Raw genomic sequence first — 24,977 nt, forward strand, 5'->3', positions numbered from 1 at the left:
TAGAGAATACCAAGGCGCTTGAGAGAACTCGGGTGAAGGAACTAGGCAAAATGGCACCGTAACTTCGGGAGAAGGTGCGCCGGTGAGGGTGAAGGACTTGCTCCGTAAGCTCATGCCGGTCGAAGATACCAGGCCGCTGCGACTGTTTATTAAAAACACAGCACTCTGCAAACACGAAAGTGGACGTATAGGGTGTGACGCCTGCCCGGTGCCGGAAGGTTAATTGATGGGGTTAGCTAACGCGAAGCTCTTGATCGAAGCCCCGGTAAACGGCGGCCGTAACTATAACGGTCCTAAGGTAGCGAAATTCCTTGTCGGGTAAGTTCCGACCTGCACGAATGGCGTAACGATGGCGGCGCTGTCTCCACCCGAGACTCAGTGAAATTGAAATCGCTGTGAAGATGCAGTGTATCCGCGGCTAGACGGAAAGACCCCGTGAACCTTTACTATAGCTTTGCACTGGACTTTGAATTTGCTTGTGTAGGATAGGTGGGAGGCTTTGAAGCGTGGACGCCAGTTCGCGTGGAGCCATCCTTGAAATACCACCCTGGCAACTTTGAGGTTCTAACTCAGGTCCGTTATCCGGATCGAGGACAGTGTATGGTGGGTAGTTTGACTGGGGCGGTCTCCTCCTAAAGAGTAACGGAGGAGTACGAAGGTGCGCTCAGACCGGTCGGAAATCGGTCGTAGAGTATAAAGGCAAAAGCGCGCTTGACTGCGAGACAGACACGTCGAGCAGGTACGAAAGTAGGTCTTAGTGATCCGGTGGTTCTGTATGGAAGGGCCATCGCTCAACGGATAAAAGGTACTCCGGGGATAACAGGCTGATACCGCCCAAGAGTTCATATCGACGGCGGTGTTTGGCACCTCGATGTCGGCTCATCACATCCTGGGGCTGAAGCCGGTCCCAAGGGTATGGCTGTTCGCCATTTAAAGTGGTACGCGAGCTGGGTTTAGAACGTCGTGAGACAGTTCGGTCCCTATCTGCCGTGGACGTTTGAGATTTGAGAGGGGCTGCTCCTAGTACGAGAGGACCGGAGTGGACGAACCTCTGGTGTTCCGGTTGTCACGCCAGTGGCATTGCCGGGTAGCTATGTTCGGGAAAGATAACCGCTGAAAGCATCTAAGCGGGAAACTTGCCTCAAGATGAGATCTCACTGGAACCTTGAGTTCCCTGAAGGGCCGTCGAAGACTACGACGTTGATAGGTTGGGTGTGTAAGCGCTGTGAGGCGTTGAGCTAACCAATACTAATTGCCCGTGAGTCTTGACCATATAACACCCAAGCAATTTGCTTGCTTCGAGCTGAAAGGCGAAAGAGCACCAGATTGCGGTGTGTGAAGACGAAACGAACCGAAAGTTCGATGTTCACAAACACCGACAGCTGTCACATACCCAATTTGCTGAAGCGAGGCCATCTGGCCACGACTCAGTACCCGAATTTCTTGACGACCATAGAGCGTTGGAACCACCTGATCCCATCCCGAACTCAGCAGTGAAACGATGCATCGCCGATGGTAGTGTGGGGTTTCCCCATGTGAGAGTAGGTCATCGTCAAGATTAAATTCCGAAACCCCAATTGCGAAAGCAGTTGGGGTTTTGTTTTGCCCGCAGGAAAGTTTCTTCAAGCAGATTCAAACAAACGCCTGCCCGGAAAAGCCTCGAGGCAAGCGCTGGAGCCCTGCCATTGCACTCAATCGCTCGATCCATTCATTCCGCCAGTTCGCTGGGCCGTGAGAGGTTTTTGCTTGCCGTGCGATGCGTCGAGCCGCATTGCGTTGATCTTTTCTTGCCTGATTGAAGGCGTCGGTATTACGGCAACTGCGGCATTTCACGCGATTGAGTTCTTTGCTCGACGTGAGTTGTTTGCCTTTATGGCCGCAGGCCAGATGCCCATCGACGCTGAAGTGGGTAACCATGAAATGTCTCCTTCGCGACATGTAAACGTTTGACAGTTCGGTTACAGCACCGTTCTGCGACTGGTCAGGCACACAAAAAAACACCCGCATGCGGGCGGGTTAGAGAGGTAATGCGCAAAGGAGTCATTCCAATGTATGCGCACAGATGTGATGGTTATGTGAAAGGAAATCCGTCATTGCAGCCAGAACAAGAAAATGCCGCACAGGCAACATCGCGGTGACGCTTGTGCCACCGCTCATAACTTCCGAGACCGGCGTTATCTGAATCGAGGCAACGGCCGATCGACAGGTTTAAGCGCCGACAGTGTGTTGCGAATCAGCGGGGCATCCTTCTCGATGTCATTCAGGCGATCACGGATGCGCAGGGCGGTCGGGTGCCCGCCTTGGTGGTCAACCCAGTCGGCGATCTCTTTGCAGGCAGCTGCGAGTCGCGCCTGCCGGGCGTCGAGCAGGGTGAGGAGGGTGGTGATGGACTCTTTTTCGGACATGGAACACCTCCGTTCAATGAAACCGCTGAGCGGCAGCAAAAAGCCCGCGAGTTGCGAGCCTTCTGCCGTTGGGGCGCTGCTCCTTCAGCTGGTTTCAGTATAGACCCGCTTCTGTTTGGCATCAGCCGGAAGACTCGCGGGCCGGTATGGGTGAACTGACTGCGTTGAGCCGATTGCATTCGCATCGCGCATCCTCTTCGGCGTCGTAGCCATCACCGATGAAACCATTTGTGCGTGTATCGCAAATGCGGAACCAGCCAATGGCTTCAGCGGGATCATGCTGGCTGTCACTGGCGCGTCGACCGTGAATGATGATCTTGTTGCAACGCTTCACGACGAAAATGTCTTCCATGGCGTCACCGCAACTGATTCGTGTCACATCAACTATAGAAGCCCTCTGCAATCGTGCAAAAAATAGACAGGTCAACTCGTCGGTTGCAAGTTCCAGCCTCCGGCATGCCAATGCAAATCATGGGTCGGGTTTAACGCGCGTAGAAACGCCTGGTCGTGGGAAACCGCGACAATTGCGCCGGGAAATGTCTGCAAGGCCTGTTCGAAAGCTTCTACCGATGCCAGGTCAAGATGATTGGTCGGCTCATCAAGCAGTAACAATTGCGCCGGCACCTGACGCCACAACGCCAAGGCTAGAGCGGCTTTCAAGCGTTCACCGCCACTGAGCAATGCGCAGGGCAGGGTGACGCGCTGCGCGTTCAGTTGCAGGTGTGCGAGATAACTGCGCAAGGTGCCTTCGTCCAACGGCGTTTGCTGCGCTTGTAGTTGTTCAACGATGGATGTCCGATCATCCAGTAGCGTTAGTTGCTGATCGAGAAAAGCAAACGGCACGTGAGTCATGCACTCACCTGACACCGGCGTCAGCTCACCGGCGAGCATGTTCAGCAGGGTTGATTTGCCGCAACCATTGGGGCCGCTGACGGCAATGCGCATCGGCCCGTGGATGGCGAGGTTCAGCCGGGTCGAGGGTGCGTCGTGCGGTAGCCACGGCAGGCAGGCATCGAGCAGCGTGCAGATTTGCCGGGCACTCGGGACAACGCTGCCCGGCAGGTTGATCAAGACCTCGTTGTCAGGCTCGACGTGTGCGTAGGCGTCACGCACGCGGGCGTCCAGATCGGTTTTGCGTGCCTGATGGCCGAGGCGAACGTGCCCCATGATCTCCCTCGCGGCGGCTTTCATCGCCGCCCGCTCAAAGCCGGCAACATTAGCAGTTTGCGCATTACGTCGGCTGCCGGCGGCATGGCGCTGGATCGTATCGTGCTCGCGCTGCAGCCGTGAACGTTCGCGTTGGCGTTCGGCGCGGGCTTGATCAAGTTGTGCTTGCGCCGCTGCCCGGTGGGTTCGGCGCTGCTGCGTGAATTCTGAATAGCTCCCGGTGAAAACCGTCGCGCCCAAAGGTGTGAGCTCGACGATTCGCTGCATTCGTTCCAGCAACTGCCGATCATGGCTGACGACGATCAGTCCACCGCGCCATGCTGCAAGCGTGCTCATCAGCCATTGGCGACCATCGCTGTCGAGATGATTGGTCGGCTCATCCAGCACCAGTAACTGCGCTTGACTCAACAACGCGCCGATCAGAGCGATCCTGGCCTGCTGGCCGCCGCTGAGCGCCAAGGTCAGATCGGTAGCCGCGATGTGGGGTAGCCCGGCGTCATCCAGTAACTGCCGCAAGCGATCCGGCAAATCCCAGCGCTCACCAATAAGGTCAAAATCATCGGCACTGGCGCAGCCCAGGTTAAGTCGCTCCAACGCCGCGAGTATCGGCGCCGCGCCTATTGCCTCTGCCACCGTTTGCCCGGGTGTGGTCACGAAGGCTTGCGATACGTAACTCACCGAAGCCGAATTCACCACTGTGCCGGCGGTAGGCTGCAACTTTCCGGCTATCAGTCGTGCGAGCACGCTTTTGCCGATGCCGTTGCGACCGACGATGGCGGTTGGCAGATAATCGAAGTTCAGATTCAGTGCATTGAAAATCGTCTGGCCGTTGGCGAATTGAAAACCCGTTTGATTCAGGGAGACGAGTGCAGGCGTACGCGAGACGTGAGTCATCGGCACCTCCGGAAAAATGTCGTGAAAACTGACAAGTGCCATTGAGCGGCTTGTCGCGATTACATTTTCAGAGAGCCGGGTTGTTCACTTCTGCGATCATCCTGAGGAGGGAAAGGTTGCTAGCCTAGAGGACGAAGCGCTGTCGATCAAGTCGCGTCGGTCACTTCACTCATTCGTTCAAGAAACATCGCCAGTGCCACTTCCTCAGCGCGCAGGCCTTTGCGCATGCGGGGGCGTGGTAATTCGGCGAGGGCACCGAGCATGAATTTTTCCACCACGGCCGGGTGGATGTAGCACTTGCGACATACCGCCGGCGTGTTGCCCAGCTGCTTGGCCACGCTTTTGACCATTTCCACGACATGCCGTTTGGCTTCGGTCTCGGACTCATGTTTGAGTTCGCGTAAAACCGCCAATGCCAGGGCACTTCCGGCCCAGGTGCGATAGTCCTTGGCGGTAAAGTCGGCGCCGGTCAGGGTTTGCAGGTACGTGTTGACGTCGGAAGAGCTGACGGTGTGCCGTTCGCCATGTTCATCCAGATACTGAAACAGGTTCTGACCGGGAAGCTCCAGGCAGCGCTTGATGATGCGTGCCAGACGGCGATCCTTCACGGTGATCTGGTGTTCGATGCCACTCTTGCCGCGGAACTGGAACAGAATCGCGCTGCCGTTGACCTCGACATGGCGACTGCGCAGGGTGGTCAGGCCGTAAGAACGGTTGTCCCGCGCATACTGCGTATTGCCGACCCGGATCAGAGTGGCGTCGAGCAGGGTAATCACCGTGGCCATGACTTTGTCGCGACTGAAACCGGGCGCCGCCAGCAGCGCTTCCAATTGCTTGCGCAGCTTCGGTAACGCGAGGCCGAACTCGCGCAGCCGCGAGTATTTATCGGCATCGCGCACTTCACGCCAGCGCGCGTGATAGCGATATTGCTTGCGACCGCGAGCATCGCGCCCGGTGGCTTGCAGATGACCGCGCGGGTCCGGGCAAATCCACACATCGGTATAGGCCGGTGGCACCGCGAGGGCGTTGATGCGTTTGATTTCGTCCGCATCGGTAATGCGCTGACCCGACGGTTCAAAATAGTTGAATTTGCCGCGCAGCTTTTTGCGGGTGATACCGGGCTGCGTGTCATCGACGTAATGCAGATCGGATGGCAGGGCGTCGGTCAGCTCGGTGTCGGGCATGGCAGCTTCCTTGGATGGCGGCAGTCTGTAAAACGATTGACCGCACACCCACGCCGTCGTGCCGAATAATTTAAGCGAGTACCGCCACAGCCTTGATTTGCGCCCAGAGTTGCTGGCCCGGATGCACGCCCAGTTGATCGCGGGAGAACCGCGTGATGCGCGCCAGCAGCGGCGTGCCGCCAGCGTCGAGGCGGATCAGCACATGGGCGGCATTGTCTGCCGCCTGCTCGCTGACCACCGTGACCGGCAGACGATTGAGGATGCTGCTGAACTCGCTGTTTTGCAGGCTCAGGCTGATATCTCGCGCGTGTACCTTGCAACGCAAGGCCTGGCCGACCGACATGGGTTCGTGGGTCACGCGGATGTTCATTTCGGTGGCCGGCAGTTGCAGGCTCAACAACTGGTAATCCGCATCGTAGGCACTGACCTGGCCCTCGATGATCACGCCGGCGTCATCCCCCATCGCCATTGGCAGATCGAGACGGGCGAGGGTTTCGCCGATCGGGCCACTGGCCAAAGCCTTGCCATCGCTCAGTAACACCAGATGATCGGCCAGGCGCGCGACTTCATCCTGCGCATGGCTGACATACAACACCGGAATATCCAGTTCGTCATGCAGACGTTGCAGATACGGCAGGATTTCGTTTTTGCGCTGACTGTCGAGCGCCGCCAGTGGCTCGTCCATCAACAGCAGTTTCGGGCTGGTCAGCAGTGCCCGAGCGATGCCGACGCGCTGACGCTCGCCGCCGGACAGATGTTGCGGATGACGCTCAAGCAAATGGCCGATGCCCAACAGTTCGGTGGCTTGCGCCAGGTCGACCCGCCGCTCGGATCTGGCGATGCGCTTGAGGCCGAACTGCAGATTGGCGAGGACCGACAAATGTGCAAACAAACTGGCTTCTTGAAACACGTAGCCCAGTGCGCGTTTGTGCGGCGGGACAAAAATGCCCTTGTCGCTGTCTTGCCAGACTTCATCGTTGATCCGGATAAAGCCATGTTCGGCACGTTCAAGACCGGCAATGCAGCGCAGGCAAGTGGTTTTGCCGGAGCCAGAGTGGCCGAACAGCGCGGTGACGCCACGCCCCGGCACATGCAGGTCAACATCCAGGCTGAAGCCTGAATAAGCAAGTTGCAGACGTGCATCGATCATCAATCAGCTCCAGCTCGTGCGGGTCTTGCGGCTGGAGTACAGCGCCAGCAACACCAGAAACGAAAACACCAGCATCGCGCCAGCCAGCCAGTGAGCCTGGGCATATTCCATCGCTTCGACGTGGTCGTAGATTTGTACAGAGACGACACGGGTCTTGTCGGGAATATTGCCGCCGATCATCAGCACCACGCCGAACTCACCGACGGTGTGCGCGAAGCCGAGAATGGCCGCGGTGATAAAACCGGGGCGAGCCAGCGGCAGAATCACGCTGAAAAAGGTGTCCCACGGATTGGCGCGTAATGTCGCGGCCACTTCCAGTGGGCGAGTACCGATCGCCGAGAACGCGTTTTGCAACGGTTGCACCACGAACGGCATGGAATAGATCACCGAACCGATCACCAGTCCGGTGAAACTGAACGTCAAGGTGCCAAGGCCCAGCCACTGAGTGAACTGGCCGAGGAAACCGTGCGGCCCCATCATCAGCAATAGATAAAAGCCGATGACGGTTGGTGGCAACACAAGGGGGAGGGCGACGATGGCCCCGATCGGGCCGCGCAACCATGAGCGGGCGCGCGACAGCCACAGGGCAATCGGAGTGCCGACAACCAACAGGATCGCAGTGGTCAGAGACGCCAGTTTCAGGGTCAGCCAGATCGCCGCGAAATCGGCACTCGTCAGCGACATTTAGAGTTGGTAACCGTAAGACTTGATCACCGCAGCGGCTTTCGGGCCTTTGAGGTATTCAACCAGCGCCTTGGCTGCAGCGTTGTCCTTGCCTTTGTTGAGGATGACCGCGTCCTGTTTGATCGGGTCGTGCATGCTGGCTGGCACGATCCACGCCGAACCGCTGGTGACTTTGCCGTCCTTGTAGATCTGCGACAGCGCCACGAAACCCAGCTCGGCGTTGCCGGTGGAGACGAACTGGTAGGCCTGAGTGATGTTCTGGCCTTCAACGATCTTCGCTTTGGTGGCTTCGGTCAGCTTCAGTTTTTCCAGCACTTGCGTGGCGGCCAGGCCATAAGGCGCGGCTTTCGGGTTGGCAATGGACAGGTGCTGGTACTCGTTCTTCTTCAAAACTTCACCTTTGGCATCGACGTAACCGTCCTTGGCCGACCACAGCGCGAGGGTGCCGATGGCGTAAGTGAAGCGCGAGCCCTTGACGGTATCGCCTTCTTTTTCGAGTTTTTCCGGGGTGGTGTCGTCAGCCGAGAGGAACACTTCGAACGGTGCGCCGTTCTTGATCTGGGTGTAGAACTGGCCGGTGGCGCCGAAGGCTGCGACCAGTTTGTGACCGGTGTCTTTCTCGAAGTCGGCGGCAATGGCCTGGATCGGTGCGGTGAAGTTGGCAGCAACAGCCACCTGCACTTCATCGGCCTGGGCAGCGCCGATCGCGAATACGGCGAGCAAAGAGGCCAGGCAGGTAGGGGCAAAACGTGAGGCACGAATGGTCATGTAACGGCTCCGTTGTTGGCAGGTGCAGGCGGCAGTTATTGTTGGAGGTGGGCTGCCTATGCGAGGGGTGAAATCGCTATATAGAGAAATATATAGCGAAATGCCGCCAAACAGGAAGTGCTGGCAAAAAATAGGGTGAGGCATTTTGTCCTCACCCTGTTCGATTTCAACGGCGCGTCAGCTTCGCCAACGCCCCGTCGGCCAACTGCCGAGTCAGTTCGGCGCTGCTCAGATCCCGGCCCAGCGTGAAAGCCTGGCCGGCCCAAAGGTTGGCAAATTGCGCATCATCTTTCGCTCGCAGCGGCATCAGCGCACCACCGGCCAAAGGAAATGCCGGCGCTTTCGGCGACATCGGGCCGAGTTCGCGCATCACGCGGTTGAGAATACCCCGCGCCGGGCGTCCGGTGAAAATATTGGTGACGGCTGTTTCACTGTCCTTGGCCGTGCGCAGCGCCTTGTGATGCGACGCGCTGATTTTCGCTTCCGGGGTGAACAGGTACGCGGTACCGACCTGTACCGCCGAGGCGCCCAGCATGAATGCCGCGGCTACGCCTCGAGCATCGGCAATCGCGCCAGCGGCAATTACCGGTACGTTGACCGCGTCGACGATCTGCGGCACCAGCGCAAACGTGCCGACCTGGCGGCTCAAATCATCACTGAGAAACATTCCTCGATGGCCGCCAGCCTCATAGCCCATGGCGATAATCGCGTCGCAGCCGTTCTGTTCCAGCCAGATAGCCTCATCGACGGTGGTAGCAGATGAAAGGATTTTCGCGCCGGTCGCCTTGACTCGATCAAGCAGGGATTTTTCCGGCAGACCGAAATGGAAGCTCACCACCTCTGGCCGAAACTCTTCCAGTAACTCGCACGCTGCCGCATCAAATGGCGCCCGATTGGACACCGGAGTCGGTGCATCGAAGTCGACGCCCAATTCGCGATAGTACGGCTCGAGCAGGTTCTTCCACTCAATCGCGCGTTGCTCATCGGCGGCGGGTGGCTGATGGCAGAAGAAGTTCACGTTGAAGGGCTTGTCGGTGTGGGCGCGAATCGTCTTCAGCTCTTCACGCAGTTGTTCAATGCTCAGCATCGCCGCCGGCATCGAACCCAGGCCACCGGCGTTGCACACGGCGATTACCATGGAAGAATTCGTGGCACCGGCCATCGGGCCCTGGATGATCGGCAGTTCAATACCGAGCAGATCGAGAATGCGGGTGTCTGGCCATTGGCTCATTGAAGCGGTACTCCGAACGATGAAGCGGGGGCAGGGAGGCAGAGCCGGTTTTTTAACAGTAAAACCGGACTCAGGGCCACTCTGAAATTCAGAACACCGCGCGGTGCTGGCTGTCAGCGCCGATGGAGGCCAACTCCGCCGCCGCCAAAGGAATGGCCGAGACCACGGGAAACACTCGGTGAATTCCGGGATTGGCGGAAAGTCGAGTGTGGCAACGTGTTGCGATGTGATATTTGAATGGCATGCCCCCTGCAATCCATCCACGAGAGCCCATCATGTTCAACGGTATTTTGATCAATAAAGACGACAGCGGTTATCGCGCCACTCTGCAACAGATCAACGAAGAACAGTTGCCCGAAGGCGATGTGACGGTGCGCGTCGCCTACAGCACGCTGAATTTCAAGGATGGGCTGGCGATTACCGGCAGCAGCCCGGTGGTGCGCAAGTTTCCATTGGTGCCGGGGATCGATCTGGCAGGCACTGTCGAGGTCAGTTCGCACCCTGACTATAAGGTCGGCGATCAGGTGCTGCTCAACGGCTGGGGCGTGGGCGAGAGTCATTGGGGCGGTCTGGCGCAAAAAGCCCGGCTCAACGGCGACTGGCTGATTCCGCTGCCCAAGGCATTCTCTCCCGCACAGGCCATGGCTATCGGCACGGCCGGTTACACCGCCATGTTGTGCATTCTGGCGCTGGAACGTAACGGCGTGACGCCGGAGCAGGGCGAGGTGCTGGTGACCGGCGCGAATGGCGGTGTCGGCAGCTTCGCCATCGCCCTGTTGAGCAAGCTCGGCTATCGCGTGGTGGCGTCCACGGGCAGGGTGTCCGAGCACGAATATCTGAAGCAATTGGGCGCCGCTGAAATCATTGATCGCGCAACCCTGTCCGAGCCGGGCAAACCGCTGGCCAAGGAGCGCTGGGCGGCGGTGATCGACTCGGTCGGCAGCCACACGCTGGCCAACGCCTGTGCCAGTACGCGCGCGGAAGGCACGGTGGCTGCGTGCGGCCTGGCTCAGGGCATGGATTTCCCCGCATCGGTTGCACCGTTCATTTTGCGCGGTGTCACCTTGGCCGGCATCAACAGCGTGACCCAGCCCAAGGCGCGCCGCCTGCAAGCATGGGATCGGTTGGCCAGCGATCTGAACTTCGCCTTGTTGCCATTGATCAGCCATGAGATCGCTCTGAGCGATGTCATCGATGCCGCACCGAAATTGCTCGCCGGGCAACTTCGCGGACGGGTTGTGGTTGACGTCAATCGCTGACAAAGTGAGCGCCATTGCGGCTCTGTGCGGCCGCACTTCTATAGAGGGAGTGGCACTTTCAATGGATTTGAAACGGCAACAGATCGAATCGTTCACGGTTTCAGGCGTGCGCGTACGCACGACCAACGCAGCCGAACACACACCCGATACAGCGAAAATCGGCCCGATGTGGGGTGAGTTTTTCAGTAAAGGTCTGGCCGAAGAAATTCCCGGCAAACAAACCGGTTCGCCGGTTTATGGCGTGTACTCGGCTTACGAGTCGGATGCTTCGGGACAATTCGATGTCACGGCCGGCGTCGCGGTCAATAATCCGGCCGAGGGATTTGAGTCGATAGTCATCGAAGACGGCGACTACCTGGTCTTCGAAGCGCAGGGGCCATTGCCTGACGCAGTGATCTCGACGTGGGGCAAAGTCTGGAGCTTCTTCGAATCCAATCCGCAGATCCAGCGCCGATTCGTCACTGACTTCGAGGCCTACACCGGCCCCGAATCAGTGTCGGTCTACATCGGCGTGCACTAAGGCTGCGTCTCGCGCTCAAGCAGTTGCCGTTTACGCTCGACGCCCCAGCGATACCCGGAAAGATTGCCATCGCTGCGAACCACGCGGTGGCAAGGGATCGCCACGGCCAAGCGGTTCGCGCCGCAGGCCTGAGCCACGGCGCGCATCGACGTCGGTGCGCCGATGCGTTGGGCAATCTCGGCATAACTGGCGGTGCTGCCAACCGGGATTTCCCGCAGCGCCTGCCACACCCGTTCTTGGAACGCCGTGCCGCGTACGTCCAGCGGCAGGTCCAGGCCAATGGCCGGGGCCTCGATAAACCCTACGACTTTGGCGATCAACTGCTCAAACCCGGAATCGGCACCAATCAGATTGGCTTTGCGGAATTGGTCCTGCAGGTCGCACACCAGTTGGTGCGGATCGTCACCCAGCAGGATCGCACAAACCCCGCGTTCGCTTCGTGCTACCAGAATGGCCCCGAGCGAGCATTGCCCGACGGCGAAACGAATGTCGTTGTTCTGCCCGGCAGCGCGGTAATCGCCGGGCTTCATGCCCAGCAACTGATCGGCGGCCTCATAGAAGCGGCTGTTGGAATTGAAGCCGGCATCGTACAACGCGTCGGTCACTGAACCGCCGTCCGCCAGACGTTCACGCACTCGGCGTGAGCGATGAGCCGCTGCGTAACCTTTGGGCGTCAGCCCCGTCGCGGCTTTGAACACCCGATGAAAATGAAACGGGCTCAGACCTGCTGTTTCAGCCAACACATTGAGTGCGGGCAACGTTTCGGCAGACTCGATCTGGCGGCAGGCTGTTGCCACCGTGGCGGCGTGCTGCGCCGCGACATCCGTTTGATCCTTGCTGGCCCGTTTGCTCGGGCGATACCCGGCGGCTTCTGCCTCAAGGGCGGTGTCGAAAAACTCCACATTCTGTGGTTTTGGCAAGCGCGCAAGGCTGCTCGGACGGCAGTAGATACCAGTGGTTTTCACCGCGTAGACAAACTGCCCGTCCGCCCGCGGGTCGCGCGCCAACACGGCGGCCCAGCGTGGATCGTCTTCGGTGTTGAGAGTGATCGACAGCGTTTTCATGAGCGTTAATCCGTTGACCTGTTTGAGTCAGGTTAATCCGCGCTGCTGGGCGCAACACTCCGGGCCTTGCGGTCAAACTTTCCAGGTTCATCCAGCGACACGAAACGTCAGATTGATCCGTTGTTCGCCGAGGCGCGGGTGCCGGCCCTGGCGGATCGGCAACACACCATGAAAGCGCAAGCGATCAACGCCGCCCCAGATCACCATATCGCCATGCAACAACGGGATCCGCCGGGTCTTGTCGCTGCGAGCGAAACCGCCGAACAGGAACATGGCCGGCAAGCCCAGCGACAGCGAAACGATCGGCGCTGCGTAGGCATTTTCGTCTTTGTCCTGATGCAATGACATCTTGGCGCCGGGGACATAGCGGTTGATCAGGCAGGAATCAGCCTTGAAACCTGCAAACCCGGCTTCCTGCGCCGCCGAGTGCGCCAAATCGGCAAACACCAGAGGCATCTGCGGCCAGGGCTGTCCGCTGAGCGGATCAACGCGCGAGTAACGATAGCCGCTGCGATCAGTGATCCAGCCCAGTTCCCCGCAACTGCTGGTGCCCACGGACATACTGAATCCGCCCGGTGTGACCATGTGGCGGAGCGGGGCCGCGATGAGAATGCTGTCCAGCGCTGGCAGCAATTGATCGATCAGCGGCAGCGCAAACCCGCGCAGCACCCACGATTGTTCGCCAATTTGCTCGGCGCGGGGCTGCTGTACAGGTTCGTTGCCGGCGAACAGATCGAAAGTGTGCGGGTACATGGCGGTCATTGGGCGTCGTGGAAGATGATGCCTAGGGTATGCCTTTTTCCACTGTGCAGGCGACTGACGCCATGACGCAGCGTCACCCGGTAGTCGCCACGCCCGCCCTGAATCGGGCGCTGATTCACGGCAAAAATCACTGCGTCGCCTTTCCTCAGGTCCAGCACCTGCGGCCGGGATTGCATGCGCGGACGTTGCTCGGTCAGCACGAACTCGCCACCGGTAAAGTCTTCCCCCGGTTCTGACAGAAGAATCGCTACTTGCAGCGGAAACACCAGTTCGCCGTACAGATCCTGATGCAGGCAGTTGTAGTCCTGTGGACCGTATTGCAATAGCAGTGGAGTAGGGCGTACCTGGCCGGCGGCATGACAGCACCGAAGAAATTCGTCATGGCTCGGCGGGAAACGAGTGGCCAGGTGCATCCGTTCATACCAGCGGTTGGCTACTGCCACCAAGCGCGGATACAGCGCGGTACGCAGGCGTTCCACGGCGGTCGGGAGGGGATAGCTAAAATACTTGTACTCGCCGCGACCGAACCCGTGGCGGGCCATGATGACCTGCGATCGAAACGGTTCGGCCTGTGGGTACAGCGCGCTCAGGCGATCACAGCTCTCGGCCAGCAGCAGATTGCGAATGATGGCGCAGCCGTCCTGATCCAGCTGCTGTTCCAGGCTCGCCCAATCGAGCGAATCCAGCCGGGAGGGTGACATCGACATGCTGACTCCGTTGACTCAAGGTCGAGGCAGTCAGTCTATGCGGGCCCTTGCGGCAGAACACTCCGCCGCTTGCGGTCGAACTCGTTTCGGTGCGTTACAGCGCTTTGCTGACGGCGATATCGGTGATCACGTCGTCGCTCTGGCCGTGAATGGCGTCGAGAGCAGCCTTGGCTTCTTCTGCGGTGCCATTTTCCAGTTGCGCGAACTCGAAACGGCGCTCACCGTTGAGTTTGTACTTGATGACGTATTTGGTCGTTTGGGCCACGGTCATGTTCACCTGTGTAAATGGGCGGGGCGGCTCAGCTGAGTTTGGTGCTGGAGCGGCGGATGATCTTGATCGAATGCGTCAGCGTCGGTTTGCGCGTCACGCTGATCGCTCGGCGGTTGACGGTGTCGATGGTGATGTTCCAGAAACCGGTACTCGGCGCAGTGATACGGGCCGGGAACGTGTCGAAAGCGCCGCCGTGGTAGGTGTGACGACCACCATTTTTGAAGCTGCGGAAGTTGGCGTCGTTCATCAGACGGATGTTGCACATTTGCGAGCATTGGATGACGACGATGTCGTCTTCGTTGAGGTGCTCGCGCTGGTGAATGAATTTCATGGGCGCCTCCAGAAGGGCTTTTTCTACAAAATCAAAACGATAGCTTGTAATTGCGCGCAGTTTATCAGCCCGCACGGGTTATTATCTGGCCGTCGGGCGTCGGTTTGACAATTTTGAACAGATATTCGCAATTGGATGCGGGTTAAATGCAGAAGGCCCCGGAGAAAAACGGCATTTGTGCTGTCGGACGGTCTTTAACGGAGGTTTTGTATGAAGTGGGGTGTGGTGTGTCTGCCGTTGGTTTTAGCAGTGGGTGGTTGTGCGAGTGTTTCCGAGATCAATGAAACGCTACCCACCATGAGCGTGATCTCCGGCAAAAAACCCCAAGAGTATGCGCAGTGCCTGACTGAAAAGCTCGCCAACAGCCGCGGCGCGCTGCAAATGCAGCCGCACAAGGACGGCGTTCGCGTGATTGTCCCGGGCAAACTGTCGTCAGGCCCGGCCGCCGTGTTTGATATCGAAGATCGCTCCGGTGGCAGCGCGATCAAGCTGCATGAGCGCATGTCCAATGTGCCAGTGCGCCCGCGTGATGTGCGTAACGCCGCCAACGCCTGCATTTCCGGCTGATAGACTACAGGTCATCAGCATCAGTGCCGTCACAGTCATGCTGCGACGGCATTTTTATTTCTGGAGTCGCGATGAAGCGAGAGCAAGTACGAGAGCGCCATGTAGAGGGCCTGATCTCTGCCACCCATGTCATCCAGAACCCGGCGAATTCGGGGGAGTGGATCGTGTTTTTCAAGAAAAGCGCCGGGCGCAGTTATTTCCTGGTGGACGATAACGACGAAGTCGAGTCATTCAATCGGCTCGACGATCTGATCGAAGTCGTGCGCGGGCTCGGGATCAAGTTCGCTGAAATCCACATGTAGCGTCTATTTGCAGACCACCACCACGCTGCGGTTCTTGTAGTTGCCGACATCGACGCCCAGGGTCTTGTCGCTTTCCTTTGAGGCCGGCGTGCCGTCAGTGCCGACGATGCGATAGCCGGTGCCGGCACATGAGGCATCCGCCTTTTCATAACAGGTGGCCCAGGAATTGGCTTCGCCGGAGCAATCGATGCTCAGGCCCTGTTCGCCGTTGTTCAGGGTGGTCGGCTGGGAGGTGGCACAGCCACTCAGTGCCAGTACCGCAATCAGTGGCAAAAATTTGTTCATGTTCATGGTTTGTCGTCTTCAGCGTGGGGGACTAGACGCTCTGACAGCGCCAGTGTGAAAAGGTTATAGCGATTGGCCACTTGTTTGCACATGAGCACAAAAAAGCCCTGCGCAAGGGCAGGGCTTGAGCATGTGCAGCCGATCAGTCTTGATCTTTGCCACGGCGTTTTGCTGATGCCGGGGTGTCGGTGAACACCGCTGCTACATCAGTCGCCATCTGCTCGCTGTCGAAAGGCCCTGCGATGTGTTCGCCATTGGTAGTGGTCAGCGTCCACTTGCCGTCCTTCTTGTCGATCACATACCCGTTGACGATTTTAACTGCGGCCATCTATTTGTCTCGTTCACTGGTTCAAAGGCGCCATGATACCGGCAAATGCTCGCATTGGGGGGCGATGAGCGTATGGTGAACCGGTCAAGCGGCATCTTTGAGCTACGCTGATTTCGCGGTTCACCTTCGCCGATGGAACTATCGGCGAGAATATTTCTCTATGTTGGCATCGGTTAGCCAGTGCGGGGCATTGTAAGGTGCGCGCCGCCTGATTAGACTGCGCCGAAACTCGTACACACAGCCCTTTCAAGGACTTATATGATCAAGAAATGCTTGTTCCCAGCAGCCGGTTACGGTACTCGCTTCCTGCCAGCGACTAAAGCCATGCCTAAAGAAATGCTGCCGGTGGTAAACAAGCCACTGATCCAGTACGGCGTTGAAGAAGCTCTGGACGCTGGCCTGACTGAAATCTCCATCGTTACCGGTCGTGGCAAGCGTGCCCTGGAAGACCACTTCGACATCAGCTACGAGCTGGAAAACCAGATCAAAGGTACCGACAAAGAGAAATACCTGGTCGGCATCCGCAAGCTGCTGGACGAGTGCTCGTTCTCCTACACCCGTCAGACCGAAATGAAAGGTCTGGGCCACGCGATCCTGACCGGTCGTCCGCTGATCGGTGACGAACCGTTCGCCGTGGTGCTGGCCGACGACTTGTGCGTCAACCTCGAAGGCGACGGCGTGCTGACCCAGATGGTCAAGCTGTACAAGCAGTTCCGCTGCTCGATCATCGCCATCCAGGAAGTCGATCCACAGGAAACCAGCAAGTACGGCGTCATCGCCGGCGAGATGATCCGTGACGACATCTACCGCGTACATAGCATGGTCGAGAAGCCAAAGCCGGAAGACGCGCCGTCGAACCTGGCGATCATCGGTCGTTACATCCTGACCCCGGACATCTTTGACCTGATCGAACAGACCGAGCCAGGCAAGGGTGGCGAAATCCAGATCACCGACGCCCTGATGAAACAAGCCCAGAACGGCTGCGTCATGGCCTACAAGTTCAAAGGCAAGCGTTTCGACTGCGGTGGTGCTGAAGGCTACATCGAAGCGACCAACTTCTGCTTCGAGAACTTCTACAAGACTGGCAAGGCTTACTAAGAGCGCTTGATCCGGTTGTAATGAAAAGCCACCTTCGGGTGGCTTTTTCATTTTCCGCCCCTATATGGATAGCAGTGCTTGCCCAATGGATGACGGCGGGTATGCTGATCGCCTGCCGAGGAGATAGAAATGGCCTACGATTTTGACCTTTATGTGATTGGTGCCGGTTCCGGCGGTGTGCGGGCTGCACGGTTTGCGGCCGGTTTTGGCGCGAAAGTGGCGGTGGCTGAGAGCCGTTATCTGGGTGGTACTTGTGTCAATGTCGGCTGCGTGCCGAAAAAATTGTTGGTCTACGGCGCGCACTTTGCTGAAGATTTTGAGCAGGCATCCGGTTTCGGCTGGAGCCTGGGCGAAGCCAATTTCGATTGGGCGACGCTGATTGCCAACAAGGATCGCGAGATCAATCGCCTCAACGGCATTTACCGCAACCTGTTGGTCAACAGCGGCGTGACCTTGCATGAAGCGCACGCGAAGATCACCGGCCCGCACGAGGTTGAGGTGAATGGCGAGCGCTTCACCGCGAAAAACATTCTGATCGCCACCGGTGGTTGGCCGCAGATTCCGGAAATTCCGGGGCGCGAGCATGCGATCGGTTCGAACGAAGCGTTTTTCCTGAAAGAACTGCCTAAGCGGGTATTGGTCGTGGGTGGTGGTTACATCGCGGTCGAATTTGCCGGGATCTTCCATGGTCTTGGCGCAAACACCACACTGCTGTATCGCGGTGATTTGTTCTTGCGGGGCTTCGATGGTTCGGTACGCAAGCATTTGCAGGAAGAGCTGACCAAGCGCGGCCTGGATCTGCAGTTCAATGCTGACATCGCGCGAATCGACAAGCAGGCCGATGGCAGTCTGAAAGCCACGCTCAAGGATGGTCGCGAGCTGGAAGCGGATTGCATCTTCTACGCCACCGGTCGCCGTCCGATGCTGGACAATCTGGGGTTGGAAAACACCGATGTGCAGCTCACCGACAAGGGCTTCATCAAAGTCGACGAGCAATACCAGACCAGCGAGCCATCGATTCTGGCGCTGGGTGATGTGATCGGTCGCGTGCAATTGACGCCAGTGGCTCTCGCCGAAGGCATGGCGGTGGCACGACGCTTGTTCAAACCGGAGCAATATCGTCCGGTGGATTACAAGATGATCCCGACCGCAGTGTTCAGTCTGCCGAACATCGGCACGGTCGGCTTGACCGAAGAGGAAGCGCGCGAAGCCGGCCACGACGTGGTGATCTTCGAAAGCCGCTTCCGGCCGATGAAGCTGACCCTGACCGAATGTCAGGAAAAAACCCTGATGAAACTGGTAGTCGACGGCAAGACCGATAAAGTCCTCGGTTGCCACATGGTCGGTCCGGATGCCGGCGAAATCGTCCAGGGACTGGCGATTGCGCTGAAGGCTGGCGCGACCAAGCGTGACTTCGACGACACAATCGGGGTGCATCCGACGGCCGCCGAAGAGTTTGTCACCATGCGTACACCGGCCGGCGCTTAAGCGTCTTTCGGTTTGGCCGAGTCTGGCGCTGCCGCGATGGTAGCTGCCAGGCGCTGGCTTTCTTCCAGGCTCGCCTGAGTGTTGCTCAATTCCTTTTTCAGTGACTGATTCAGCAGCGTTTGTTCGTCGACGCTCTGTTTGAGTGTCTGGCTTTCCAGTGTCGCCACGCGCAGCCGTTCCTGGAGGAGGGTGCGTTCGCTATCGACGCGGGCCGCTTGTTCGAGCAGTTGATCCTGACGCTGATTGCTGTGTTTGAGCTGGTCCTGCATCAGGTTCAGTTCGCGCTGGGTGCCACGGTTTTCCGTGAGCAGGCGTTCGTTGTCGCGGTGCAGTTGAGTGATTTCGTCCTGGCGTACCAGTGCACTTTGTTGTGCCTGACGCAGTTCGGCCTGAATCTGCTGCACTTGTGCTTCGTGGCGGCTCTGTTCCTGCTCGCGCTGTTCTTTGGTGGCGTTGCGGTAATGCTCCAGCGCATCGCGGGCATGCAGGTGCTTTTCTTCCAGCGACCGGATCTGCTCGTCCTTGTCCTGCAAGCGCAATTCAAAGTCTGCCAATGCCTGATTCAGACCAGCATTGCGGGTCTGTTCGGTCTGCAGCATCGAACGGGTGTTGCTCAGCGCTTCGGACTCGCGCTCCAGTGCGGCACCTTGAATGTCGTGCTCGTGTTCGAGCTTTTCCAGCGCCTGACGAGTCTGCTTCAGCTCCAACTCCAGAGCCTCGCGCTGCTCCTCAAACTGTTCACGAGCCTGTTCGATGGGTTCTTGTGCCTGCTCTTTCAAGCGCTGAGCGAGGCGAGAGACGAGGGCGGTCAATTCATCATCGATGGGCTCTGCCGAAGCTTCTATGGGCTGAGCGCCGTCATCCAGCTCCTTCAGATAACGATGGATCGTGGTTTTCGAGCCGGTATTGCCCATTTCAATGCGTACTGCATCGATGCTCGGGTGTTCGCCGCGGGCGAGGATCGCGGTGCGCGCGATCTGCACCAGGGCTTTGGTAATGCCGCCACGGGCCATGTGAACTCCTACGTTTACGTACTGTGGTACATGCCACTAAAGTACGCAGTGTACCACGCTGAAAATAAAGTTAAATCTTTGATATCAAAGACGCGGGATATACTGGTATTACCCAGTGTCATGCGGCAAAATGCGCTTCTGCATCCTTGAATCAGTACGCCTGCGAGAAAACTGCCCATGAGCGATCTGGATCGCTATCTGCAAGCCGCCACCCGTGACAACACCCGCCGTAGCTATCGCGCCGCCATCGAGCATTTCGAAGTGAAGTGGGGAGGTTTCCTGCCGGCGACGGCCGATAGCGTCGCGAGGTATCTGGTGGCGCACGCCGGAGAGCTTTCAATCAATACGCTGAAGTTGCGTCTGTCGGCGTTGGCGCAATGGCACAACAGTCAGGGTTTCGCCGATCCGACCAAAGCGCCGGTGGTGCGCAAGGTGTTCAAAGGCATTCGCGCATTGCATCCGGCGCAGGAGAAGCAGGCCGAACCTTTGCAGTTACAGGATCTGCAACGAGTGATTGACTGGCTTGAGCATGAAGCGCAAACCGCCAGAGAGCAGCAGGACCGCCCGTTACTGCTCAAGGCTTACCGTGATCGTGCATTGATTCTTCTGGGATTCTGGCGTGGCTTTCGCAGCGATGAGTTGTGTCGTCTGCAAATCGAACACGTGCAAGCGCACGCCGGCAAAGGCATTACTTTGTATTTGCCACGCAGCAAGGGTGATCGGGAAAACCTCGGGCAGACTTATCAAGCCCCGGCGCTGCTCAAACTCTGCCCGGTGCAGGCCTACATCGACTGGATTACCGAAGCGGCACTGGTGCGCGGCCCGGTTTTTCGCAGCATTGACCGCTGGGGCAATCTAAACGAGGAGGGGTTGCACGCCAACAGCATCATCCCGCTGCTGCGCCAGGCGTTGCAGCGCGCCGGCATTGCCGCCGAAAATTACACCAGCCACTCCTTGCGCCGCGGCTTTGCGACGTGGGCCCATCAAAGCGGCTGGGATCTGAAATCGTTGATGAGTTACGTCGGCTGGAAGGACATGAAGTCAGCCATGCGCTATGTTGAAGCCAGCCCCTTTCAAGGGATGGCTCGGATTACGGATAAACCGGCTTCGCCCTAGATATCGTTTTCTTCTATTAATACAGTCAGCTAATAGCGAAAACAAATCAGCAGCATCAGGTTTGCCAATGAGCCATCCGTCGAGTGAGTGGGTAGGATTCACCCCATCAACTTCACAACCCTGACGGAGAGTCATCAATGCCTATCATCAACAGCCAAGTAAAACCGTTCAAAGCTACCGCATTCAAAAACGGCGACTTCGTTCAAGTCTCGGACGCTGACCTGAAAGGCAAGTGGTCGGTCGTGTTCTTCTACCCAGCCGACTTCACCTTCGTTTGCCCAACCGAACTGGAAGACCTGGCTGACAACTACGCTGCTTTCCAGAAACTCGGCGTAGAGATCTACAGCGTTTCCACCGATACCCACTTTGCCCACGCTGCCTGGCACAACACTTCGCCAGCCATCGGCAAAATCGAATACACCATGATCGGCGACCCGACCCACGTCATCTCCCGCAACTTCGACGTACTGATCGAAGAAGCTGGTCTGGCTGACCGTGGTACTTTCGTGATCAACCCTGAAGGCCAGATCAAAATCGTTGAATTGAACGATGGCGGCGTTGGCCGTGACGCTTCCGAGCTGCTGCGCAAGATCAAGGCCGCTCAGTACGTTGCTGCTCACCCAGGCGAAGTTTGCCCAGCCAAGTGGAAAGAAGGCGAGGCCACTCTGGCTCCTTCGCTGGACCTGGTCGGCAAGATCTAAGTCCGTGACACGCAACTCAGGGCGGGACTCCGCACCTACTTAAGTACGCTGCACCGCCCAATAAAAACGCCCGGGCGAGATTCGCCCGGGCGTTTTTTTTCGCCTCAAATTTATTCAGGAGATCGCCCGTATGTTGGACGCCAATCTTAAAGCCCAGTTGAAATCGTACCTGGAACGGGTCACCCAGCCGATCGAGATCGTTGCCTCCCTCGACGACGGTGCGAAATCCCGTGAAATGCTGGAACTGCTGAAAGACGTTGCCAGTCTTTCGAGCCAAATTACCTTGATCGACAGCGGTGACGATGCCCGCAAACCATCGTTCTCGATCAATCGCCCGGGTGCGGACATCAGCCTGCGTTTCGCCGGCATCCCGATGGGCCACGAATTCACCTCGCTGGTGCTGGCCCTGCTGCAAGTCGGTGGCCACCCATCGAAGGCCAGTGTTGAAGTGATCGAGCAGATCCGCTCGCTCAAAGGCGAGTTCAGCTTCGAGACTTACTTCTCGCTGTCCTGCCAGAACTGCCCGGACGTGGTTCAGGCACTGAACCTGATGGCCGTGCTCAACCCGAACATCCGCCACGTCGCCATCGACGGCGCGCTGTTCCAGGATGAAGTCAACGATCGCAAGATCATGGCCGTGCCGAGTATCTACCTCAACGGTGAAAACTTCGGTCAGGGCCGCATGGGCCTTGAAGAAATCCTCGCCAAACTCGACACCGGCGCCATCGAGCGTCAGGCCGAGAAAATCAGCGCTAAAGAAGCGTTTGATGTGCTGGTGGTCGGCGGTGGCCCGGCCGGTGCGTCGGCAGCCATCTACGCGGCGCGTAAAGGGATTCGCACTGGCGTCGCCGCCGAGCGTTTCGGCGGTCAGGTGCTCGACACCATGGCCATCGAGAACTTCATTTCCGTGCAGGAAACCGAAGGCCCGAAACTGGCCACCGCGCTGGAAGAACACGTCAAACAGTACGACGTCGACATCATGAACCTGCAACGCGCCGATAAGCTGATCCCCGGCAAAAATGGCGAGCTGCACGAAGTCCGTTTCGCCAGTGGCGCGACCCTCAAAGCCAAGAGTGTGATTCTGGCGACCGGTGCGCGCTGGCGTGAAATGAACGTGCCGGGCGAACAGGAATACCGCAACAAAGGTGTGGCGTACTGCCCGCACTGCGACGGCCCTTTGTTCAAAGGCAAGCGTGTGGCGGTGATCGGCGGCGGTAACTCCGGCGTTGAAGCGGCCATCGATCTGGCCGGTATTGTGTCGCACGTGACGCTGCTGGAGTTTGATGTGCAGTTGCGTGCCGACGCCGTGTTGCAGCGCAAGTTGCACAGCCTGCCGAACGTGACCGTGATCACCAGTGCGCAAACCACTGAAGTCACCGGTAACGGTGAGAAGGTCAACGGCCTGCGTTACAAGGATCGCAACACTGACGAACTGCGTACGGTCGAGCTGGAAGGGATCTTTGTGCAGATCGGTCTGCTGCCTAACACTGACTGGCTCAAAGACACCATCGAGCTGTCGCCGCGTGGCGAGATCATTGTCGATAACCGTGGCGAGACGTCGATCCCGGGGATCTTCGCGGCCGGCGATGTGACCACCGTACCGTACAAGCAAATCGTGATCGCAGTGGGCGAGGGCGCCAAGGCTTCGCTGAGTGCTTTCGATCACCTGATCCGCACTTCGGCTCCGGCGTAAGCGTCAGCCGTTGAAATGAAAAACCCGTGAGCGATCACGGGTTTTTTGTGCCTGACACAAATCCAAATGTAGGAGCGAGCCTGCTCGCGAAAGTGGTGTGTCATTCAGCGATCATGTTGGCTGAACGGACGCCTTCGCGAGCAGGCTCGCTCCTACAGTGGGATTGTGCTGTCAGTTACAACGGCGTTGGCTGGATGATTTCGACCCAATAACCATCCGGATCCTTGATAAACGCCAGGCTCTTCATGCGGCCATCGGTCAGGCGCTTCTGGAAGTCGCAGCCCAACTCTTCAAAGCGTGCGCAGGCCGCGACAATATCCGGTACCGAGATGCAGATGTGGCCGAAACCACGCGGATCCGTATTGCCATTGTGATAGGCAAAATCAGCATCGTTTTCGGTGCCGTGGTTATGCGTCAGCTCCAGAATGCCCGGGATCGACTTCATCCACTCGGTGCGGGCAGCGGCATCGGCCGGGATCTGCGCTTTGTCGACCAGGGCGAGGAAGTACAGGCTGAACTCGGCTTCCGGGAAGTCGCGCTTCTCGACCAGCGAGAAGCCCAGTACGCGGGTGTAGAAATCCAGGGACTTGGTGATGTCTTTCACACGCAGCATGGTGTGGTTGAAAACGAAGTTGCGGGTTGCGCTGTCTGGCGTGGCGGTGACGCCGGGGAAAGTGTTCAGTTCGTGCAGGCTCATGGGCCCTCCAATAACTATGGGCGAGTGAATGGGCGCAATGATACGCATGCCTGCCGGCATCGCCAAATGAAAGGGCGGGCTTGCCCTGCGCCCGGGCGGGGGTTCAGACTTTATGACTCAATCCGCGAGTGTGTCCGGCAATGATCCGACTGTGCAAAACCCCGTTAGTTTTCTTTGCTTTGTGGCTTGTCTCGGCTGCGGTGCTGGCCGATGCGCCGGGCATCACTTGGCCCGCTGGCTGGGAGGTCGAGGCGTTGCCCGATACGTCTGCACAAGTTTCCAGGCAACGCGCGGTCAAGAACGATGCCGATGGCAATCAGGTCATGGTGATGGAATTGACCATGACCCGGGTCGAAAGTGATCATCAGGTCAACTTGCAAGGCGTGCTGCTGGAGATGCGTAAGTCAATCCAGAAGGACTTTTTTCAGGGCGGCTATCAAAGTGTCTGCAACAAGGTGCACGCAGCGACGCTTGGTTCTTTGCCCGCGCTGGAAACGACTTGTACGGTGACCGAGAATGGCCGGCACGTGTTATCGCAAACGCTCGTAGCGGCAGTCGAGGCGGATAAGGCTTATGTTCTTTCCTATGCCGGTCAGGCCGAGGTGTATAAGGCAAGCACCGAGGAAATAACGGCGGCTAGAAACAGCTTGAAACTTTAAGCGTCTGTACTCTTCGCGCCCCGGTTAGATACCCGAAGGGATTAAGCACAAAGTTTAAGGTTGGGCTGCAGTCGCAACAGGATGCAGCAAAATGTTTAGGTATCTGGCTCAGAGACGTTACAGAAAAATCGCAACTTGCTCGATGAAATTCATTTCATTTGTTAGATATTGTCAATAAAAAAGCCCTGCATCATGCAGGGCTTCATGTTGGCGAGGGATTAACCGCGCAACCAGGAATCAACGGTAGCGGCACCGTATTGTTCCTTCCAGGCTTTCAGGCCACGGTGGTTGCCGCCCTTGGTCTCGATCAGTTCGCCGGTGTGCGGGTTCTGATAGACCTTGACCACGCGAGCGCGGCGGGTTTTAGGCGCTGCAGACGTCTGCAGAGCGGATTTAGCCGGATTCGGATCGAGAATGGCGATGATATCTTTCAGGCCTTTGCCGTAGTTTTTCATCAGCCCCTGGAGCTTTTCTTCGAATTCGATTTCTTTCTTGAGCCCGGCATCGTTCTTCAGCGATTCCAGCTGCTTGAGCTGTTCCTGGAGGGCCTTTTCAGCTGCACGAAATTCAGCGAGTCTGGACAATATCTTTACTCCAATAGTGTATTTGGCTGATACCAACCGCAAACAAAGC

General features: G+C 57.9%; 30 protein-coding genes and 2 rRNA genes (1 of these 32 running past the window's edge). 12 read left to right on the forward strand and 20 right to left on the reverse strand.

Annotated elements, in window-relative coordinates; translation table 11 throughout:
- A 23S ribosomal RNA gene (locus tag KI231_RS13050) occupies positions 1–1,273 on the forward strand; it begins 1,621 nt to the left of the window's first position.
- A 169-nt stretch (positions 1,274–1,442) separates the two neighbouring features.
- Positions 1,443–1,558, forward strand: a 5S ribosomal RNA gene (gene rrf, locus KI231_RS13055).
- Positions 1,559–1,632: 74 nt separating this feature from the next.
- On the opposite strand, the gene KI231_RS13060 is transcribed toward rrf, so the two are convergent.
- The 10 genes from KI231_RS13060 to KI231_RS13105 form a co-directional block, all read right to left on the reverse strand.
- Entirely contained in the window at positions 1,633–1,917 is a 285-nt protein-coding gene (locus tag KI231_RS13060) for a hypothetical protein (protein ID WP_213028505.1), read from the reverse strand.
- Positions 1,918–2,174: 257 nt separating this feature from the next.
- Entirely contained in the window at positions 2,175–2,405 is a 231-nt protein-coding gene (locus tag KI231_RS13065) for a hypothetical protein (RefSeq protein WP_008082703.1), read from the reverse strand.
- Between the two features lie 121 nt (positions 2,406–2,526).
- Entirely contained in the window at positions 2,527–2,757 is a 231-nt protein-coding gene (locus tag KI231_RS13070) for a hypothetical protein (protein WP_103307189.1), read from the reverse strand.
- 71 nt (positions 2,758–2,828) lie between these two features.
- Positions 2,829–4,466, reverse strand: coding sequence for an ABC-F family ATP-binding cassette domain-containing protein (locus KI231_RS13075; RefSeq protein WP_213028506.1), 1,638 nt, complete (start codon positions 4,464–4,466; stop codon positions 2,829–2,831).
- A gap of 146 nt (positions 4,467–4,612) precedes the next feature.
- The gene (locus KI231_RS13080; RefSeq protein WP_213028507.1) at positions 4,613–5,650 is read right to left on the reverse strand and encodes a DNA topoisomerase IB; all 1,038 of its coding nucleotides are present in this window, start codon (positions 5,648–5,650) and stop codon (positions 4,613–4,615) included.
- A 70-nt stretch (positions 5,651–5,720) separates the two neighbouring features.
- Positions 5,721–6,800, reverse strand: a complete 1,080-nt coding sequence (modC, locus tag KI231_RS13085; protein WP_213028508.1) for a molybdenum ABC transporter ATP-binding protein — start codon at positions 6,798–6,800, stop codon at positions 5,721–5,723.
- A 3-nt stretch (positions 6,801–6,803) separates the two neighbouring features.
- Complete coding sequence (gene modB / locus KI231_RS13090) at positions 6,804–7,484, reverse strand: molybdate ABC transporter permease subunit (RefSeq protein ID WP_213028509.1); 681 nt, start codon at positions 7,482–7,484, stop codon at positions 6,804–6,806.
- The gene (modA, locus tag KI231_RS13095) at positions 7,485–8,252 is read right to left on the reverse strand and encodes a molybdate ABC transporter substrate-binding protein (RefSeq protein WP_249412123.1); all 768 of its coding nucleotides are present in this window, start codon (positions 8,250–8,252) and stop codon (positions 7,485–7,487) included.
- Between the two features lie 166 nt (positions 8,253–8,418).
- Entirely contained in the window at positions 8,419–9,483 is a 1,065-nt protein-coding gene (locus KI231_RS13100; RefSeq protein WP_213028510.1) for an NAD(P)H-dependent flavin oxidoreductase, read from the reverse strand.
- 88 nt (positions 9,484–9,571) lie between these two features.
- The gene (locus KI231_RS13105; RefSeq protein ID WP_213028511.1) at positions 9,572–9,727 is read right to left on the reverse strand and encodes a hypothetical protein; all 156 of its coding nucleotides are present in this window, start codon (positions 9,725–9,727) and stop codon (positions 9,572–9,574) included.
- Between the two features lie 31 nt (positions 9,728–9,758).
- Between KI231_RS13105 and acuI the strand changes: the two genes are divergently transcribed.
- Together acuI and KI231_RS13115 are read left to right on the forward strand one after the other, a co-directional pair.
- Positions 9,759–10,742 carry an acrylyl-CoA reductase (NADPH) gene (gene acuI / locus KI231_RS13110; RefSeq protein WP_213028512.1) on the forward strand — a complete coding sequence of 328 codons (984 nt, stop codon included), beginning with the start codon at positions 9,759–9,761 and terminating at the stop codon, positions 10,740–10,742.
- A 61-nt stretch (positions 10,743–10,803) separates the two neighbouring features.
- Positions 10,804–11,262 (forward strand): GyrI-like domain-containing protein, encoded by a 459-nt coding sequence (locus KI231_RS13115; RefSeq protein WP_213028513.1) that lies wholly within the window; start codon positions 10,804–10,806, stop codon positions 11,260–11,262.
- Here KI231_RS13115 and ada read toward each other — a convergent pair.
- The 5 genes from ada to KI231_RS13140 form a co-directional block, all read right to left on the reverse strand.
- Positions 11,259–12,326: a bifunctional DNA-binding transcriptional regulator/O6-methylguanine-DNA methyltransferase Ada gene (gene ada / locus KI231_RS13120; protein ID WP_103307173.1), complete on the reverse strand. Its 1,068-nt coding sequence runs from the start codon at positions 12,324–12,326 to the stop codon at positions 11,259–11,261. The two genes, KI231_RS13115 and ada, sit on opposite strands and share 4 nt — an antisense overlap.
- 87 nt (positions 12,327–12,413) lie before the next feature.
- Complete coding sequence (alkB, locus tag KI231_RS13125) at positions 12,414–13,079, reverse strand: DNA oxidative demethylase AlkB (RefSeq protein WP_103307193.1); 666 nt, start codon at positions 13,077–13,079, stop codon at positions 12,414–12,416.
- Between the two features lie 5 nt (positions 13,080–13,084).
- Positions 13,085–13,795 carry a 2OG-Fe(II) oxygenase gene (locus KI231_RS13130; protein WP_213028514.1) on the reverse strand — a complete coding sequence of 237 codons (711 nt, stop codon included), beginning with the start codon at positions 13,793–13,795 and terminating at the stop codon, positions 13,085–13,087.
- Positions 13,796–13,889: 94 nt separating this feature from the next.
- Entirely contained in the window at positions 13,890–14,060 is a 171-nt protein-coding gene (locus tag KI231_RS13135; protein WP_213028862.1) for a hypothetical protein, read from the reverse strand.
- Positions 14,061–14,094: 34 nt separating this feature from the next.
- Positions 14,095–14,397, reverse strand: a complete 303-nt coding sequence (locus tag KI231_RS13140) for a DUF1883 domain-containing protein (protein WP_007912251.1) — start codon at positions 14,395–14,397, stop codon at positions 14,095–14,097.
- Positions 14,398–14,607: 210 nt separating this feature from the next.
- On the opposite strand from KI231_RS13140, the gene KI231_RS13145 reads away from it, so the two are divergent.
- Together KI231_RS13145 and KI231_RS13150 are read left to right on the forward strand one after the other, a co-directional pair.
- Entirely contained in the window at positions 14,608–14,964 is a 357-nt protein-coding gene (locus tag KI231_RS13145; RefSeq protein ID WP_103307171.1) for a hypothetical protein, read from the forward strand.
- A gap of 71 nt (positions 14,965–15,035) precedes the next feature.
- Positions 15,036–15,266: a hypothetical protein gene (locus KI231_RS13150; RefSeq protein ID WP_103307170.1), complete on the forward strand. Its 231-nt coding sequence runs from the start codon at positions 15,036–15,038 to the stop codon at positions 15,264–15,266.
- Positions 15,267–15,269: 3 nt separating this feature from the next.
- Here the strand turns inward: KI231_RS13150 and KI231_RS13155 are convergent, their stop codons facing one another.
- Positions 15,270–15,551: a hypothetical protein gene (locus KI231_RS13155; RefSeq protein WP_177431471.1), complete on the reverse strand. Its 282-nt coding sequence runs from the start codon at positions 15,549–15,551 to the stop codon at positions 15,270–15,272.
- Between the two features lie 142 nt (positions 15,552–15,693).
- Entirely contained in the window at positions 15,694–15,879 is a 186-nt protein-coding gene (locus KI231_RS13160; protein WP_090283267.1) for a hypothetical protein, read from the reverse strand.
- Positions 15,880–16,137: 258 nt separating this feature from the next.
- On the opposite strand from KI231_RS13160, the gene galU reads away from it, so the two are divergent.
- Entirely contained in the window at positions 16,138–16,977 is an 840-nt protein-coding gene (gene galU / locus KI231_RS13165) for a UTP--glucose-1-phosphate uridylyltransferase GalU (RefSeq protein ID WP_007912230.1), read from the forward strand.
- A 129-nt stretch (positions 16,978–17,106) separates the two neighbouring features.
- Complete coding sequence (gene gorA / locus KI231_RS13170; RefSeq protein WP_213028515.1) at positions 17,107–18,465, forward strand: glutathione-disulfide reductase; 1,359 nt, start codon at positions 17,107–17,109, stop codon at positions 18,463–18,465.
- Here gorA and KI231_RS13175 read toward each other — a convergent pair.
- Entirely contained in the window at positions 18,462–19,478 is a 1,017-nt protein-coding gene (locus tag KI231_RS13175; RefSeq protein WP_213028516.1) for a DNA-binding protein, read from the reverse strand. The genes gorA and KI231_RS13175 overlap by 4 nt on opposite strands.
- A 177-nt stretch (positions 19,479–19,655) precedes the next feature.
- Here KI231_RS13175 and KI231_RS13180 point away from each other — a divergent pair, with 177 nt between their 5' ends.
- From KI231_RS13180 to ahpF, 3 genes are all read left to right on the forward strand, one after another.
- Positions 19,656–20,594, forward strand: a complete 939-nt coding sequence (locus tag KI231_RS13180; RefSeq protein ID WP_213028517.1) for a site-specific integrase — start codon at positions 19,656–19,658, stop codon at positions 20,592–20,594.
- Positions 20,595–20,731: 137 nt separating this feature from the next.
- Complete coding sequence (ahpC, locus tag KI231_RS13185; RefSeq protein ID WP_003224621.1) at positions 20,732–21,295, forward strand: alkyl hydroperoxide reductase subunit C; 564 nt, start codon at positions 20,732–20,734, stop codon at positions 21,293–21,295.
- Between the two features lie 130 nt (positions 21,296–21,425).
- Positions 21,426–22,988 (forward strand): alkyl hydroperoxide reductase subunit F, encoded by a 1,563-nt coding sequence (gene ahpF / locus KI231_RS13190; RefSeq protein WP_213028518.1) that lies wholly within the window; start codon positions 21,426–21,428, stop codon positions 22,986–22,988.
- Between the two features lie 175 nt (positions 22,989–23,163).
- Here ahpF and gloA read toward each other — a convergent pair whose 3' ends face one another.
- Positions 23,164–23,685: a lactoylglutathione lyase gene (gene gloA / locus KI231_RS13195; protein ID WP_103307162.1), complete on the reverse strand. Its 522-nt coding sequence runs from the start codon at positions 23,683–23,685 to the stop codon at positions 23,164–23,166.
- A gap of 140 nt (positions 23,686–23,825) precedes the next feature.
- Between gloA and KI231_RS13200 the strand changes: the two genes are divergently transcribed.
- Positions 23,826–24,344: a DUF4946 domain-containing protein gene (locus KI231_RS13200; RefSeq protein WP_213028519.1), complete on the forward strand. Its 519-nt coding sequence runs from the start codon at positions 23,826–23,828 to the stop codon at positions 24,342–24,344.
- Between the two features lie 218 nt (positions 24,345–24,562).
- Here the strand turns inward: KI231_RS13200 and KI231_RS13205 are convergent, their stop codons facing one another.
- Entirely contained in the window at positions 24,563–24,928 is a 366-nt protein-coding gene (locus KI231_RS13205) for a histone-like nucleoid-structuring protein, MvaT/MvaU family (protein ID WP_103307159.1), read from the reverse strand.
- Positions 24,929–24,977: the final 49 nt, after the last annotated feature.

The organism is Pseudomonas sp. Seg1, assembly GCF_018326005.1.
Taxonomy (GTDB): Bacteria; Pseudomonadota; Gammaproteobacteria; order Pseudomonadales; family Pseudomonadaceae; genus Aquipseudomonas.